The sequence below is a fragment of the Sulfitobacter brevis genome (assembly GCF_900112755.1).
GTDB classification, from domain to species: Bacteria; Pseudomonadota; Alphaproteobacteria; order Rhodobacterales; family Rhodobacteraceae; genus Sulfitobacter; species Sulfitobacter brevis.
Genome location: NZ_FOMW01000030.1, coordinates 1 through 15,517, shown reverse-complemented (window position 1 = coordinate 15,517; position 15,517 = coordinate 1). Strand labels below are relative to the sequence as shown.

Genomic DNA, 15,517 nt, shown 5'->3' with positions numbered 1-15,517 from the left:
CAAAAAGACCGCGAAGAACTCATGGCATTCTTCGACTTTCCTGCTCAACATTGGCAAAGCATCCGCACCAGTAACCCAATTGAATCCGCCTTTGCCACGATCCGGCACCGCACCAAGCGCTCAAAAGGCTGCCTGTCACGCGACGGAATGCTGCACATGATGTTCAAGCTGGGACAATGCGCTGAGGAAAACTGGCGGAAGCTACGCGGCTTTGACTACCTCGCCAAAGTCATCACAGGCGTTACGTTCAAAGACGGAATTGAAACTACCAAACCCAGCCAGATCGCCGCATGACCGACAAGCCTCAAACACCAGACTCGACAATAGCTCGCTTGTGTTCATACCGTCATTTGTATTCGTTCTGTGTCGAAGCAAGCCTTGAAGTGACATCCAAAACTTCTCTGGATAAAATAATCGAAGCTTCTGCCCTATTGAAATTGAAGCAACGGAATCATTTTAAATTCGATACAGGTTTAGAAATCTTCGCGATGGCACCAGATGGTGTGACCATCCGCAAAGTCTCGACGGGGCGGGATAACGGTGTCGCAAACGTCCCCAATCCGTTTGGGGCACCTGCGCTGAAAGGGACAGCCCGCCTTTGGGGGCGATAACTCGACAGCATCGTTTGCAGAAAGGGTTGGAGAAAAATCAGGGTCAGGCTCTAGGACAGCCCCCAACAGAACTTCGGTGTAGGGATGCGAGGTTTCTCCATAGACATCCTTGGTCGGCCCGATTTCGCACAATCTCCCTTGATAGAGCACTGCAACGCGATCAGATAGCACACGGACAACTGCCAAATCGTGGCTGACAAACACATAACTGGTGTCGTTTTCACGGCGCAGGTCGTCCAACAGTTCAAGTACGGCGGCTTGAACCGAAACATCCAACGCCGAAGTAATTTCATCGCATAGAACAAGATCGGGCTCTGCCGCAAAGGCGCGGGCCACAGCAACGCGCTGCTTTTCTCCACCTGAAAGCTGGCTTGGTAGGCGGTCCAGATAATGAGCACCAAGGCGCACCTGCTCAAGCAATTGCGCGCTCCGCTCATTCAGGGCTTCACCGGACAAACCAAAGTACAGCTTGAGCGGCTGGGCAAGGATTTGAGCGATTGTTTGCCGTGGATTCAGGCTTTCATCAGGGTTTTGAAAGATCATCTGAATTTGGCGCAACTGGCTGGCGCTTCTGTCCTCGACTCGGGCGGGCAGGGGGGTGCCATCTGCCACATCAACGCTACCGTGTAGGGGTGGCAACAGCCCCGCTAGAGACTTGAGGATTGTTGATTTACCGGACCCGCTTTCACCGACCAAGCCCAGCGTTTCGCCTTTGCGCAGGGCAATCGTAATTGCATCAACGGTTGCGGTGGCTTGGTTTTCACGGCCCGTCAATTTTTCAAACAGGTTGGGGCGGGCGTAGGAAATTGCCAGATCATCCAGATTTAGCGAGATGGTCTCTGGCAGGTTGCGTTGGCTGACTTCACGATGCCCAATAAGGGGGATTTCGTTGACCCGCTCCGCATGGTGGCAGCGCGTCTTGGCACCGCTGGGGCCTTGAGTCAGTTCAGGCCGCGCCGCGCTGCAATTTTCGGTCGCGATGACGCATCGATCCACAAAGGCACAGCCGTTGCCAACCTGCCCTGGCGCGGGGGGGCGACCATCCAACGCGCGCGGCAGATGTGTGTCTTTCAATTGGGGAATTGAGGCCAGCAGGCCGCGAGCATAGGGATGGCCAGGGTCGCGCAAAACCTGTTTTGCGCTGCCTTCCAGCACCACCTCACCAGCATACATAACGATGACGCGATCACAGACGCGGGCGATCGCACCCAAATCATGGCTGACATAGACCATCGCCATGCCAGTTTCGCGTGCCAGATCTCGCAGTAGTTCCAGAATATGGGCTTGGGTGGTCACGTCCAGCCCAGTTGTTGGTTCGTCCAAAAGCAGGGCTTCGGGCTCACCTGCAAGAGCCATGGCGATCGCGACACGTTGTTGTTGCCCGCCAGACAGCTCATGCGGGTAGCGTTCAGAAATTGTTGAGGGGTCTGGCAGTCTTACTTGACTTAACAGCTCCGTTACGCGCGCGCTGTGGGCGGTTTCAGGCAGCGATGAATGCAGTCTTAGCGCTTCTGCAATCTGCGCGCCGATACGCAAGGTTGGCGTAAGCGATTGACCAGAGTTCTGTGGAATAAGAGCCAGTCGCCCGCCCCGGATTGTTTCAAGTGACTTTCGGGCTTGGGTGAACATCTCAATGCCGTCAAAGGATGCAGACCCCTCGATCACTTTCAGCCCAGTCTTGAGATATCCCATCATCGCAAGAGCCAATGTGCTTTTGCCTGATCCGCTTTCACCCACCAGACCAATGCTTTCCCCTTTTTGGACGGTAAGCGAGATATTGCGGAGAACGGGCACCATTGTGCCTGCCCGGCCTCGGAACCCGATGCTCAGGTCATTTATGGCGAGAAAGTCGCGCTCTGTTGTTTCTGCAGATGTCATACGGGTGCCTTTTGTGCGCGGTCGATACCCAACGCCTTGGCCAGCGCATCAGCGGTAAGATTTATTCCGATTATCAAGGACGAGAGGCCGACCATTGGCGCCAAAACACCCAGAGGCGAGAACGACATAAAGCCACGTGCGTCAGCGATCATGAGGCCCCAGTCTGGTGTTGGCGGTGAGACACCGAACCCCAGAAATGACAGTGAGGAAAATGCCAGCAACATCCATGACCACCGCATCGCACCTTCAACCAAAAGTGCGTCTCGCACATTTGGAAGCAATTCGCGGCGGATGATTGTGCCACGGCTGTGGCCGCGCGCGCGTGCGGCTTGAACAAAGTCGCGAGCGACCACATCATGTGTCGCCGCGCGGGCAATGCGGATCACGGGGATGCCATAAAAGAATGCCAGTGTAGGGATCAGAACCTCGATCCCAGTGCCAAAGGTGACGATCAAGACCAGCATCTTGAGGATCCAGGGCAGAGACAGAAACGCGTCAACAACGCGCATCAGCACCTCATCGACACGGCCCCCCGCCAGCCCAAAGAAAATCCCCACAAGACCGCCCCAGAGCACAGCAAGCGGTGTCGCAATGCCAGTGACCAAAATGGCTTCACGCCCGCCTAGCAACGTGCGGGTGAGCGTATCGCGCCCGAGGTGATCGGCTCCGAGCCAATGCGCAGCGGACGGCTTGGAGAGCATCAGGCCCGAGTTCATTTCTGTGAAATCATACGGCACTATGAAGGGGCCGATAAACGCCAAAAGCAGGTGACCCAAAACCAAGGTCAGACCAATCGCTCCGGACGGACGGGCTACAATATCGGAGATCAAGGTGCCGAAGCGGGCAAGGCGACCAGGGCGACGATAAGATGTTGTGACTGTCATGGCCCTATCCTTTGCGCATATGCACGGTACGCAGGCGCGGGTTCGCCAGCATCGTCAAAATGTCAGCGGCCAGATTGACCACGACGTAGACGGAAGCGATGATCAGCGCGATTGCTTGGGTCACAGGGAGATCACGATCCGAGATGCTATCAATCATCATTCGCCCTAGTCCCGGATAGTTGAATACCGTTTCAATCACCACGACACCTCCCAAGAGCCATGCAATTGTCAGCGCGACGACGTTGATAGTCGGTAAAAGTGCGTTTGGAAGGATGTGGCGAAATACGATCTGCCAGTATGGGACGCCTTTTAGCGTTGCCATTTGTGCATAATCCGATGCCAAGGTTTCGATCACGGATGAGCGCACAGTGCGCAAGATATGCGCTGTCATCACAAGTGTCAGCACTGCGATTGGTAGCAAGACTTCAGGAAAAAACTCAATGAGCGGGGCATCTGCCGACGTGAGCACGATTCCGGGCACCCAGCCAAGCCACACGGAAAACACGAGTATCAGTAGAGTGGCCGAAACAAACTCGGGGATAGTCATCGCAAAAATGGCTGTGGTCGACACCACGATATCAACCAGCTTGTCCCGCCAAAGGGCGGCAACAACTCCAAGAAACAATGCCAAAGGAATACCAACCAACATAGCGCCTGACGCCAAGAGCAGCGTGTTGCGCAAGCGATACCCGACCAGTTCCGAAATCTGTTTTTGTCCGTTGGCAGACACACCGAGGTCACCGCGAACTGCACTGCCTGCCCAATCTGCGTATCGCACGAGAGCTGAACGGTTGAGTCCTAGATCTTCACGGCAATTTTCAAGTAGTTTTCCTTGGGCTTCGCGCTCCAAGAATGCCGTGCAGGTATCGCCAGGCAACATTTCGACGCCAACAAAAATAATGATGGAGACCAGCCAAACGGTGATCGCGCCAAGGCCAAGGCGACGTAGCAACATAGCAAGCATGGGGCATATCCAATCGCACTTAGAAAGCTAAGGGGCCACACTGAGTGGCCCCTAGTTCTGTCGTCTTAATCTACTGTTACAAGATGCCAACGCACTGAGTTGTTCTCGACAGCATCCAGATTGTCCACTCGCGAGGTTGTCCCAACAAGACGTGTCACATGGTAAGGGATCAGCGTTCCAGCAGTTTCAAGCAAGTGTGCCTGAGCCTGAACGTAGAGTGCACGCCGCGCCTCAAAATCCAGCTCTGATCGTGCTTGAGACAGGATAACGTCAAATGCTGCGTCTTTGTAGTAGCTTTCATTCCACTTCGCCGTGCTGAGATAAATCTCGTTCAACGCTTGGTCCGCGGGACGCTCGTTCCACCGTGTTGTAACAGCGTCTTTCTGCATCCAGACCTCGTTCCAGTAGCCATCCGAAGGCACTTGGATAATGTTAATACGAATGCCTGCCTCTGCCGCCTGGTTTTGATAGACTTCGGCCAGTACTGGCCAAGTTGGCTCAAGCGTTGCGACGTGCAAGTCGATATCTATGCCGTCCGGGAAGCCGGCTTCAGCAAGCAACATCTTTGCGCCCTCGATATCCTGTGGGCACTCCAATTCAGCATGATATTGGTCGGTTGGGCCAACTGGGCTGTCGCAAGCCACAACGCCGCCACCGCCCATAACCAGATCAACCATTTCTTGCCGGTCTGCCACCATCCGCAAGGCTTTGCGCACGCGCACATCGTCAAATGGTGCGACGTCGGTGCGGAAGATGAGCCCCCGCCAGTTACCAGTCGGGATGACCTGAATATTAAAGTTGTCCGACCCGTCCAGCATCACACGCTGCTGTGCTGTGATGCCGCGCTCCATGTCGATTTGACCGCCCAGTAACGCTTGAAGGCGCGCTTGCCCGTCGGTAATCCCAATGATCTCCATCGCCGCAACGCCGGGGGCGCCATCAAAATAGTTCTCATTGGCCACCAGTTTTGTTGTGCCTTCGGCATCGAAGCTTTCAACCATGAAGGGGCCCGTGCCGATGCCAGTCGTTGCGATTGTGTCGCCTGAACCTTCAGGAATCATGCGCAAGCGATAATCCATGAGCAACAATGGCAGGTCAGCGAATGAGCTCGTCAACGTCAACTGGATCGTATCGGCAGCGGTCGCTTCAACCGCGCTTACCATCGCAATTGCCGAGCGGGCAGGGCTATCCATTTCGGGATCCAAGACACGCTCCAAAGAGTAGACAACGTCTTCTGCGCCGAATGTGCTCCCATCGTGGAACGTCACGCCACTGCGTAGCTTTAGGGTCCAGACCGTCGCATCATCATTGGCAGACCAGCTGATTGCCAAGTCGGGTGACGGACGACCTTCCATGTCTGGACGCACCAAACGGCTCATGATTTTTTCAGTGACCTGAAAGACGCGTCCTTTTGATATTGGATCAAGGCTTGACGCGGCCCCCGAGCCAACTTCATGCGCTTGGCGGAACGTGCCACTTGGTTCCGCAATGGCCATAGATGCCATGATGGCAAGGCTTGAGGCGACTCCGAGTATATTCTTCATTTTATTTCCTCCCTTTCAAGTTCTCGTAGGGCTGCTTTATCTGCAGCAATTTTGACGTGAGTGTCCAAGCGGAAAGCGCTTTACGTCAAACGAAAAAAACTAAGCCTATACCATAAGAATTTACCATCTATGAGGCTCCAGAAGCCCCTTGCGCACTGGGCTTGAGTTGAAAATAGTGTGTGTGCCAGAGCAAATGTCATGGGGCTTTCATGGAAAGATCAGGGGCTATTGTCGCCATCGGAGGGGGAGGGTTCACGCACCAATGTGATCCTGTGCTTGACGACTTTTGCTTAAGCCTTTTGCCAGCCTTGCCGAGTATCGGGTTTGTGGGCATGGCCAGCGGCGACGCTCCAGAAAAGATCGAGCGGTTTTATGACAGGTTTCGCGGCCATAGCGAGACGCTTTCACATCTTCCTCACGGTGCGTCTTTTGCTGAGACCAGTGACTGGCTTGCTGGCAAGGATATGGTTTACTTCGGAGGAGGCAACTCAGAGTCGCTTGTTCGCCAGCTTCGAGAGCGAAACTTGGCCTCTCTCTTCCAGCGCGCCAATAAGCAGGGCCTTGTCCTGGCCGGTGTGAGTGCCGGTGGCATATGCTGGTTTGACTGGGCCTTTTCTGATGCAGGCGGGAATGGCTATTCGGTGTTGAAAGGACTTGGGCTCGTTGCTTCTGGTGCATGCCCGCATTACCGCGAAGAGCCCGAACGCCGCCCCGCATTTGAAACTTTGATTACAAGAGATGCCTCACTATCAGGCTATGCCATCGACGACGGTGCTTGCGTGGTCGCCTATGCAGGGCAAGTGAAAGGTTATTTTTCAGCGCGCGAGGGATCCGCGGCATACCTTGTCAGCAAGAGCGATACTTTCGGCGTGCGTTCCAAGACACTGCCGCAACTCACCTAAACTAAGGCTGCCGCCTCTGCTTCAATCCAATCGCATACAGCGCGCACTTCTTTACGCCCTCGTGCATTTATACGAGTTAGCAAGTGAAAAGCACGATCCGGCATAAGATCGATGTCAAATGGCTTGACCAAAGTACCGTCTTCTACGTCAGTGTCGTGAAACGGGAAAACGCCCAATGCGACGCCTTGACCGTCTTTGACCGATCGTTGCACAATATTTGAATCGATCACCACGATTTCACTTTGGAACACCTGATTAGGATAACCAGCCAAAGCAAACCAATTGCGCCATTCGCTGCGATCATGTTGGTGAATAAACGTGTGTTTTGTAAGATCAGACGGTTTAATAAACGGGCCGGACTGTGCAATTAGTTTGGGACTGACGATAGGCGAATAGCGTGCCTCCATCAGTTTGGTGACCTCCAGATCGGTCCAATCCCCCATGCCCCAATCCACTACAATATCTGTCGCCATTTGCCCGGCACTGGTGATCCTTGAACCGTGATGCACAATGAGATCGATCTCCGGATAATCCTTGCCAAACTTTGACAAGCGCGGACCAAGCCAGCGAGATCCAAAAATTGGGCCAACAGCGATTGTGACAGTCTTGCGGGTTGCGGCCATATGCAGCTCGGCTTCGGCGCGTATATCATCAAAGGCTTTTGACAGAACCCGTGCGAGGGACTTCCCAGAGTCTGTGAGCACAACAGCACGGGTCCTTCGGTGAAACAGCTTGCAGCCCCAGTCTTTTTCCAGCTGGCGAATTTGATTGCTGACAGTTGTAGAGCTTACGAACAGCTCTTCGGCTGCGTTCTTAAAGCTGAGATGTCGCGCAGCTGCTTCAAACGTACGCAGGGCAGTCAGTGGCAATCGTCGGGTCGCAAGGGCCATGGCTGCGCCTTTATAGATAAAGAATATCTAATCTATAAGCTTTGCAAATCTCGTTTGTCAACGACCATGAAACCCATGACTTTGGTCTACGTCGCATGTGGTCAAATACAAAATTTGAACCCCAAAAAGCAGGATTGAAGTGCCCATGAAAATAGCTGTCGTCGGAGTGGGTGCCATGGGGTCGGTCTATGCGGCACGGTTTGCCATGGCCGGGCATGCCGTCGTGGCCGTTGACCCATGGAGCGAGCACGTTGAAGCTATCAATGCCGTTGGTTTGCGCATCGAAGGGCCTGATGGACAACGGACAGTCACAGGCATCGCGGCCTCGGAACATGCGGATATCGTTAGCGGTTCAGAGTTGATTATCATTGCGACGAAGGCGTCGGCTGTGGGTGCAGCTGCTCATGCCGTGCGTGATTTTGTTGGCCCTGACACATCCGTTATCACCATTCAAAATGGGTTGGGTGCGGGCGCAGGCATCGCCAAGCATTTGCCGCCTGAAGCCTGCCTGTTGGGCGTTGCTGATGGTTTTGGTGCCTCCATGAAGGGGTCAGGGCATGTCCATCATGCTGCCATGAAACTGATCCGCCTTGGTGAAATGTCGGGCGGGTTGACGCCGCGCCTGCAGGCAGTGGAAGCTATCTGGCAAACGGCTGGTTTCAACGCGCAGGCCTTTGCAGGTATTCACCAGCTGATCTGGGAAAAGCTATTGTGCAACGTCACCCTGTCCGCGCCTTGCACTGTTTTTGATTGCACTGTTGGCGAGTTGCTTGGCGATCCTAAACGCTGGGCTGCGGCACTTGATTGCACCCGCGAAGCATACGCCTGCGCGCAAGCTGAAGGTATCCATTTCTCGTTTGACGACCCGATTTCTTATGTCACCAAGTTTGCGGAATTGGTTGCTGGGGCGAGCCCCTCGATGCGGCTGGACCATATGGCGAAAAGGCACTCTGAGATCGATTTCATCAACGGAGCAATCCCACCGCTTGGCAAAAAGCACAGCATTCCAACACCACAGAATGACAAAATGTCTGACGCGGTGCGCAAGCTTGAAGCTAATTTCTCGGGGGCCGTAAAATGAGGATTGCAAGCTTCGTCCATCAAAATCAGGCTAGCTACGGGCTTGTGCAGGGGGAGACTGTATTCCCCGTTAGCACCGCGTTCATGGACAAGTATCCAACCTTGCGGGCGGCCTTGGAGGCCGATGTTCTTGGAGAACTCGCTGATGGTCGTGATCGCAAAGCTCTCCATCTGTCGGATATCCACTTGCTGCCCCCCATACCCGCGCCATCCAAGATTCTATGTGTTGGGCTGAATTATAAAAAACCTTATCCTGTTGCTGGTGTGGCCGTCCAAGCAGACGGTATCGTTATTTTTGGTCGCCACGACGATACTCTTGTAGGCCATAACGCCCCTCTGGAAATGCCCATGGGTGACGCCGCAAAAACCTATGATTTCGAGGGTGAGATCGTAGCGGTGATCGGGCGTCCGTGCCGCCATGTCGAAGCGGCAGACGCGATGGCGCACGTGGCCGGATATGCCTGCATGAACGAAGGCTCGGTGCGAGGATGGCAAAAGCACTCGATACATGCGGGAAAGAACTTCTTGGCTTCCGGCGCTTGGGGGCCATGGCTGACAACTTCTGACGAGGCCGGACCGCCCGAGGAAATGCGTCTGGTCACACGCGTCAACGGCACTGTCATGCAAGACACGATGGGTGCCAAGATGATCCATGATTTGCCCAAGCTGATTTCTTACCTGTCGCACATGACACGGCTCAACCCCGGGGATGTGATTGCCACGGGGTCTCCTGATGGGACCGGCGGCAGCTGCACACCGCCAGCCTTCTTGTTACCCGATGATGTCGTAGAGGTCGAAGTATCGACCATCGGTACATTGCGCAATCGGGTTTCCAAACCTTACTCTTGATCTGACAAGGACACTATCGATGCACGATGCCCTGAAGAAACTCCGCTTTTCTGTAAAACCCATTCCTGTTGAAGGGTCCCGCCCCGTAGAGTTGGCCAGAACAATGGCCATTCATCCGCTCACCTACCAAGAGTTGCCCTACGACCCTGAATACTCCCTTTATGCAGGACGGTTGACGCCAGAAAAAATGTCCAATGCCACACCTGACGAGATGTATTGGAAAGCGCGGCAGGAAATCATCTTTCGCCACACAGGCGAGCACCCCTACGAGATAGCTGGTCCCGATGCACTAAAACTGCTGCAGCGCATATTTCCGCGCGATGTGTCCAAGGTGAAAACGGGGCGTTGCTCTTACCAATTCGCCTGCTACGAGGACGGTGGCATGATTACGGATGGTCTATTATTGCGGGTCGAGGATGACAAATTCTGGTTCGCACAAGCTGACGGTGATTTGCTTTCGTGGTACCGTGCGCATGCCATTGGCCTTGATGTGAAAATAAGTGATCCTGATGTCTGGGTCAGCCAAGTTCAGGGCCCACGCTCGATGGAACTGCTTGCGCATCTCCTAGACGGCCCCATGCCGGATCCGTGGCGATATTTTGACTGGGTCGAGGTGTCGATGGCGGGCCAGAATGTCATCATCAGTCGGACAGGCTTCACCAACGAGCTGGGTTGGGAAATCTACTTCAGGCCAGATAACGATACCGAGATGCTGGGCGATCTGATCCTTGAAGAAGGGGCCAAAAAAGGCATGATCCTGACGGCCACGCCCGGTTTTCGCTGTCGTCGGATTGAAGCAGGGTTGCTCTCAGCCGGGCAGGATTTCACCTCGGAAACGACGCCATTTGCAGTCGGGCTGGGGAAGTTTATTGATTTTGAAAGCGGGGACTTCATTGGACGCGAGGCTTTGCTGTCTGCTGATAAAACCAGCCGTAGCTGGGGTATGCGCGTCGAGGGTGGCATCGCGTTGCGCGGTGATACGCCTAAACACAACGGACAGATAGTTGGCCGTGTGACGTCAAGCACCTGGTCGCCCTATCAGGTTTGCGGTGTCGCGATTGTGCATTTGAGAGGCACCGATTTACAGGCTGGGGCAATCGTGGAAGTGGATTGCGTGGATGGTGAGGTCCATCAAGCAGAGCTGTGTACGCTGCCGATGTATGACCCCAAAGGCGAGATCGTGCGCGGGATCAATACAGTCGTGCCGAAGGGTCCTGAACCGTGGATTGGCATTTCCAAAGACCGAACCTCCAAAACCGCTTGAGCCAACACGAGGTACGTCCAGTTATGGGATTGCAAACACCCCTGCATGACGTCAGCTTGTCTGATCGTTATGATTTGACAAAACAATCAGTGCTTCTGTCTGGCACGCAGGCACTGGTGCGTGCCACCTTGATGCAACGCGCACGGGATGTAGCTGCAGGGCTGAACACAGCAGCCTATGTCTCGGGCTATCGCGGTTCACCCCTCGGCTCGGTTGATGCGACATTTGAGAAAGCAGCATCGCTGCTTGAACCCGCTCAGATCAAGTTTCAGGCAGGCCTCAACGAGGATATTGCCGCTACTGCCATCTGGGGCACGCAGCAGGCGGAATTGCGTGGAGAGGGCCTTTATGACGGGGTATTCGGCTTCTGGTATGGCAAGGGGCCGGGCGTGGACCGTTCGGGAGATGTCTTTCGGCACGCAAACCTCGCGGGTACGTCGGCCCAAGGTGGCGTGCTGGTCGCAGCCGGGGATGATCATACCTGTGAAAGTTCCACCACGTGTCACCAATCTGAATTGGCACTGATTGATGCTATGATCCCCATCCTTTCACCTGCAGGTGTGCAGGAGTTGTTGGATTACGCGGTTCACGGATGGGCAATGAGCCGGTTTTCAGGGTGCTGGGTCGGACTGAAATCTGTGAAAGATACGATAGAGGCGACCGCGGTTGTGGACGGTAATGTCAATCGCGTCACTGTTACGAGACCTGTGCAGTCAGATATGCCCGTCGGCGGGTTAAACATCAGGCTTGGCGACGCGCCACAAGATCAAGAGGCGCGACTGCATGAGTATAAACTCCCCGCAGCGCAAGCCTATGCGCGTGCGAACCGTCTCGATATCAGGGTGCATGGCAACACTGCGGCCAAGGTTGGGATTGTGTCATCGGGCAAGAGCTGGCTTGATACCGTGCATGCTCTGGATATGCTTGGCCTTGACGATGCGGCGCTTCAGCTTCAGGGTCTGGGCCTTACGACCTATAAGGTAGGCCTTGTCTGGCCCTTGGACCGCAAAAGCTTTTACGATTGGGCCAAATCGCTCGACGCCATCATTGTGGTCGAAGAAAAGCGCCCCGTGTTAGAACCGCAACTGCGTGATACTATCGCGACCGGAACGAAAATCTTCGGCGCCCATGATCTTGACGGGGCTGTGCTGTTTCCAGCCAAGATGGATCTTAACCCCGCACAGATCGCGCAGGGATTGGGCCGTGCGCTGGCACAAATAGGGGTCGAAACGACGGCCATGAGGCTCACTTTGGCTCGGCTGGGAAAGCTGGGACCTGAAGCGGATAAGGCGGATTTGATCGAGCGTAAACCATGGTTCTGCGCGGGCTGCCCGCATAGCACTTCGACAAAAATTCCCGATGGTGCGCGGGCCTATGCCGGCATTGGTTGCCACTACATGGCACAATGGATGGACCGTGAAACAAGTGGTCATACCCATATGGGCGGTGAAGGTGCGAATTGGATCGGCGAGTCCCTGTTCTCCAGCCGCGAGCATGTTTTTCAGAACATGGGGGATGGAACCTACAACCATTCCGGCAGTCTGGCGATTAAAGCGGCGGTCTATTCAGGGGCAAACATCACTTACAAAATTCTATACAATGACGCAGTTGCCATGACAGGTGGGCAGACCCACGAAGGCGCTATGTCACCGCATCAGATCGCTGCAGAACTTTTGGCCTTTGGCGTTCGCAAAGTGGTCGCAGTGGTTGATGAGAAGGAAGTAATTCCGCTACTGCCGACAGGTGTCAGCGTGTTTGAGCGTGCTGATTTGCAAGTGGTGCAACATGATCTTCAGGCGACCAAGGGTGTCACTGCGATCCTTTATATCCAGACATGTGCTGCCGAAAAGCGCCGTCGCCGTAAGCGCGGCCAGTTCCCTGACCCAAACCAGCGCGTGTTCATAAACCCCGCTGTTTGCGAAGGCTGCGGGGATTGCGGCAAAGCCTCTAACTGCGTGGCGATCCTACCGCTTGATACTCCTTTCGGGCGCAAGAGGCAGATCGACCAATCGAACTGCAACAAAGACTTCTCGTGCCTCAAAGGGTTTTGCCCGAGTTTTGTGACGATCTCAGGCGCTAAGCCCAAAGTGCAGGCCGTATCTGACGCCGTCTTGCCAGACTTGCCAGATCCTGTCTTGCCAGATTTGACCGGTGTCTGGAGCCTGCTTATCACAGGCATTGGTGGAACTGGTGTCGTCACCGTTGGAGCGCTCATCACGATGGCAGCCCATCTTGAAGGCAAAGGCGCTGCAGAATTGCAAATGGCAGGGCTTGCTCAAAAAGGTGGCGCAGTATCAATCCACTGCCGGATTGCACCTAAGCCCGAGGATATAATGGCGACCCGTTTGGCCACAGGCGAAGCGAACGCCATTATTTGCGGTGATATGGTAGTAGGCGCCTCTCAGAAATCGCTGGCACTTATGACGGCAGGCAAGACAAGAGCGCTCGTCAACTCTCATGAAGCTATGACGGGTCAATTCACGCAAGATGGAGGGTTCCGTCTGCCTGGTGCGGGACTGTTGGAACGTATTACATCGCGTCTAGGAGCACAGGCAGTCGTGTCGTTGAACGCCGTTGCGGCATCTGAGAAGCATTTGGGAAATACCATCTATAGCAATGTCTTGTTGCTTGGGGCGGCATGGCAGGCTGGAATGATCCCGGTCGGTGAGGCCGCTTTGCGAAAAGCCATCACATTGAACGGTGCAGGTGTGGAGGGAAACTTGCGTGCCTTTGAGATTGGCCGCTGGCTGATCGCATTTCCTCCACAGTCAATACCACCAAATGATGTTAAAGTAGTAGATCCCGAAAGCCGTATTACTGAGCTAGCGGATTATCTGGTCGATTATCAGGGACTCAAGCTTAAGGCTCGGTTTATGGATTTGGTGCAACGTGCCAAAGTTGCCGAGCAAGCGCAAAATCTCGATGGCTTCGCGCTGGCAGTTGCCGAAAGCTACTGGAAATTGCTCAGCTATAAAGACGAATACGAAGTTGCACGGCTTCACAGCCGTTTCCTGGATGATGCGCTACAGAAGGAGTTTGCATCAGTTCAGCACATGAAGTTTCACCTCGCACCGCCGATTTTGGCACGCAAAGACGCTTTTGGTCAGCCGAAAAAGATGGCGTTCGGACCGTGGATCAGACCTGTATTTCGTGGATTGGCAAAGCTCAAATGGCTGCGCGGGACAGCATTTGATTTGTTTGGCTACACCGCAGAGCGCCAATTGGAACGCCATCTGGCGCGCGAGTTTGAGGGTGATATTTCGAAAATAATACCGATTTTGTCACTTGAGACAGTCGAGCTAGCAACTGCTTTTGCCAATTTGCCTCAGATGGTCAAAGGATTTGGGCATGTGAAGTTAGGTAACGCTAAAAAAGCGCAGCAAGAAAGAAAACGATTGTTGATGGGCCTTGGTCTGTCTTCAAACTAGATGCGGTCTTATTGATCTGAGGTGCCCTTTATGTATCAGGCTATTCGGTGATACCTAAATCCACATGATCGCCGAAGTCGTGCCAACGCTTTATTCAACGGTTTCTCGCCAGTTCATCGCGGATTGGCTGGCTGCTTTGCGTCCGCTTTGCTCGGAAACTGAGTATCTGTCATTTTTGAAACGCGCTGAACTTATGGCAGATCAGGACCCATCGCAGGGTCGGGTGACGCTGGATCAAATCGTTTGTCTTTACCAACTCGCAGCGGTCGAAACCGGTGATGAAATGATGGGGCTTTGGGCCCGACCGATCAGGCCACGCGCATTGCAACACCTTTTGACATCCGTGCGCGAAGCGACGTCGCTGACCTCTGCCCTCTATCGATTTTCCACATTTTGGAACTTGTTGCTGGATGACCATCAGTTCACGTTGAAAGAGGAAGATAGTGTCTTGGTGCTGGCTCTCCAACCGCGAGGTGAAGTGCCCGTTCACAGCTTCGGGCATATGCTGATCCTCAAGCTTGCCCACGGCCTTTTGTCGTGGCTTGCCGGGCAAGAAGCGCCCGTGAAAGAGGTAGGGTTCGCCTTTGCAAGTCCCGCATTTGCGCAGGATTATGCCGTTATCTTTCCTGCCAGTGTGACGTTCGACAGGCCAGTAACATCCATCTCGTTTGACCTGAACAAACTAGGTCCTGTTCAAATGCGTAGTACTGCAGAGCTTGATCTGTTTTTGGAAAATGCACCTAGGGATTGGATATTTACACGGTCCCGCGAACACACACAGTCTTTGCGGGTGCGGAGCTATCTTAGCCAGACTGAATGGGAGAACGCAAACCTAACAGAGGCCGCGCGGTCAATGCATATGACGCCGCGCACATTGATCCGCAAGCTAGAGGCAGATGGCACATCGTTTCAATCAATCAAGGATGCTTTGCTGCAGCGCGACAAACTGGATGAGACTCAGCGTCAATCAGGATGAGACGTCGCGGCGGGTGTGTGCTGAAGGGAGGGCGTAGCCCGACCGGAGGCACACACCCGCCGCTGCGCCCCGATTTTGGGGTTTGTGATCGAGGTCGGCCCGCTACGCTGGTGGTTTTCAACACTGGAGAACCACTTTTGTGCCGGGGCGCCATGTAACCGATCATCAGACGAGATTTCTCATGAAGCTAAGACAAGATCACCCTATCGAGACCGCCGCCGCGAAGGCGGGGATGAGCCGGGCAACC

General features: G+C 54.3%; 12 protein-coding genes. 7 read left to right on the top strand and 5 right to left on the bottom strand.

Going from position 1 to position 15,517, the window contains the following annotated elements; translation table 11 throughout:
- A partial coding sequence (locus BM174_RS19540) for a transposase (RefSeq protein WP_177209426.1) occupies positions 1-294 on the top strand: 294 nt, incomplete at its 5' end.
- Positions 295-473: 179 nt separating this feature from the next.
- On the opposite strand, the gene BM174_RS19535 is transcribed toward BM174_RS19540, so the two are convergent.
- The 4 genes from BM174_RS19535 to BM174_RS19520 form a co-directional block, all read right to left on the bottom strand.
- A complete protein-coding gene (locus BM174_RS19535) occupies positions 474-2,489 on the bottom strand; it encodes an ABC transporter ATP-binding protein (RefSeq protein ID WP_093925510.1) in 2,016 nt (671 codons plus the stop codon).
- On the bottom strand, positions 2,486-3,373 hold the full coding sequence (locus tag BM174_RS19530) for an ABC transporter permease (protein WP_093925509.1): 888 nt from the start codon (positions 3,371-3,373) through the stop codon (positions 2,486-2,488). Before BM174_RS19530 ends, BM174_RS19535 begins: the two co-directional genes overlap by 4 nt.
- A 4-nt stretch (positions 3,374-3,377) precedes the next feature.
- The gene (locus BM174_RS19525) at positions 3,378-4,337 is read right to left on the bottom strand and encodes an ABC transporter permease (protein ID WP_093925508.1); all 960 of its coding nucleotides are present in this window, start codon (positions 4,335-4,337) and stop codon (positions 3,378-3,380) included.
- Positions 4,338-4,402: 65 nt separating this feature from the next.
- Positions 4,403-5,881: an ABC transporter substrate-binding protein gene (locus BM174_RS19520; protein WP_093925507.1), complete on the bottom strand. Its 1,479-nt coding sequence runs from the start codon at positions 5,879-5,881 to the stop codon at positions 4,403-4,405.
- 209 nt (positions 5,882-6,090) lie between these two features.
- Here BM174_RS19520 and BM174_RS19515 point away from each other — a divergent pair, with 209 nt between their 5' ends.
- Positions 6,091-6,783: a Type 1 glutamine amidotransferase-like domain-containing protein gene (locus BM174_RS19515; RefSeq protein WP_093925506.1), complete on the top strand. Its 693-nt coding sequence runs from the start codon at positions 6,091-6,093 to the stop codon at positions 6,781-6,783.
- On the opposite strand, the gene BM174_RS19510 is transcribed toward BM174_RS19515, so the two are convergent.
- On the bottom strand, positions 6,780-7,673 hold the full coding sequence (locus BM174_RS19510; protein ID WP_093925505.1) for a LysR substrate-binding domain-containing protein: 894 nt from the start codon (positions 7,671-7,673) through the stop codon (positions 6,780-6,782). The two genes, BM174_RS19515 and BM174_RS19510, sit on opposite strands and share 4 nt — an antisense overlap.
- A 145-nt stretch (positions 7,674-7,818) precedes the next feature.
- Between BM174_RS19510 and BM174_RS19505 the strand changes: the two genes are divergently transcribed.
- The 5 genes from BM174_RS19505 (at position 7,819) to BM174_RS19485 (ending at position 15,270) form a co-directional block, all read left to right on the top strand.
- A complete protein-coding gene (locus BM174_RS19505; protein WP_093925504.1) occupies positions 7,819-8,754 on the top strand; it encodes a ketopantoate reductase family protein in 936 nt (311 codons plus the stop codon).
- Complete coding sequence (locus BM174_RS19500; RefSeq protein ID WP_093925503.1) at positions 8,751-9,602, top strand: fumarylacetoacetate hydrolase family protein; 852 nt, start codon at positions 8,751-8,753, stop codon at positions 9,600-9,602. Before BM174_RS19505 ends, BM174_RS19500 begins: the two co-directional genes overlap by 4 nt.
- A gap of 19 nt (positions 9,603-9,621) precedes the next feature.
- Positions 9,622-10,866 (top strand): aminomethyl transferase family protein, encoded by a 1,245-nt coding sequence (locus BM174_RS19495; protein ID WP_093925502.1) that lies wholly within the window; start codon positions 9,622-9,624, stop codon positions 10,864-10,866.
- Between the two features lie 23 nt (positions 10,867-10,889).
- Positions 10,890-14,294: an indolepyruvate ferredoxin oxidoreductase family protein gene (locus BM174_RS19490; protein ID WP_093925501.1), complete on the top strand. Its 3,405-nt coding sequence runs from the start codon at positions 10,890-10,892 to the stop codon at positions 14,292-14,294.
- 64 nt (positions 14,295-14,358) lie between these two features.
- Entirely contained in the window at positions 14,359-15,270 is a 912-nt protein-coding gene (locus BM174_RS19485) for an AraC family transcriptional regulator ligand-binding domain-containing protein (protein WP_093925500.1), read from the top strand.
- The last annotated feature ends 247 nt before the right edge of the window (positions 15,271-15,517 follow it).

What these genes read in the sequence shown, in the direction of transcription:
- BM174_RS19535 (WP_093925510.1), bottom strand. Translation starts at nt 2,489, where the DNA reads ATGACATCTGCAGAAACAACAGAGCGCGACTTTCTCGCCATAAATGAC.
- BM174_RS19530 (WP_093925509.1), bottom strand. Translation starts at nt 3,373, where the DNA reads ATGACAGTCACAACATCTTATCGTCGCCCTGGTCGCCTTGCCCGCTTC.
- BM174_RS19525 (WP_093925508.1), bottom strand. Translation starts at nt 4,337, where the DNA reads ATGCTTGCTATGTTGCTACGTCGCCTTGGCCTTGGCGCGATCACCGTT.
- BM174_RS19520 (WP_093925507.1), bottom strand. Translation starts at nt 5,881, where the DNA reads ATGAAGAATATACTCGGAGTCGCCTCAAGCCTTGCCATCATGGCATCT.
- BM174_RS19515 (WP_093925506.1), top strand. Translation starts at nt 6,091, where the DNA reads ATGGAAAGATCAGGGGCTATTGTCGCCATCGGAGGGGGAGGGTTCACG.
- BM174_RS19510 (WP_093925505.1), bottom strand. Translation starts at nt 7,673, where the DNA reads ATGGCCCTTGCGACCCGACGATTGCCACTGACTGCCCTGCGTACGTTT.
- BM174_RS19505 (WP_093925504.1), top strand. Translation starts at nt 7,819, where the DNA reads ATGAAAATAGCTGTCGTCGGAGTGGGTGCCATGGGGTCGGTCTATGCG.
- BM174_RS19500 (WP_093925503.1), top strand. Translation starts at nt 8,751, where the DNA reads ATGAGGATTGCAAGCTTCGTCCATCAAAATCAGGCTAGCTACGGGCTT.
- BM174_RS19495 (WP_093925502.1), top strand. Translation starts at nt 9,622, where the DNA reads ATGCACGATGCCCTGAAGAAACTCCGCTTTTCTGTAAAACCCATTCCT.
- BM174_RS19490 (WP_093925501.1), top strand. Translation starts at nt 10,890, where the DNA reads ATGGGATTGCAAACACCCCTGCATGACGTCAGCTTGTCTGATCGTTAT.
- BM174_RS19485 (WP_093925500.1), top strand. Translation starts at nt 14,359, where the DNA reads ATGATCGCCGAAGTCGTGCCAACGCTTTATTCAACGGTTTCTCGCCAG.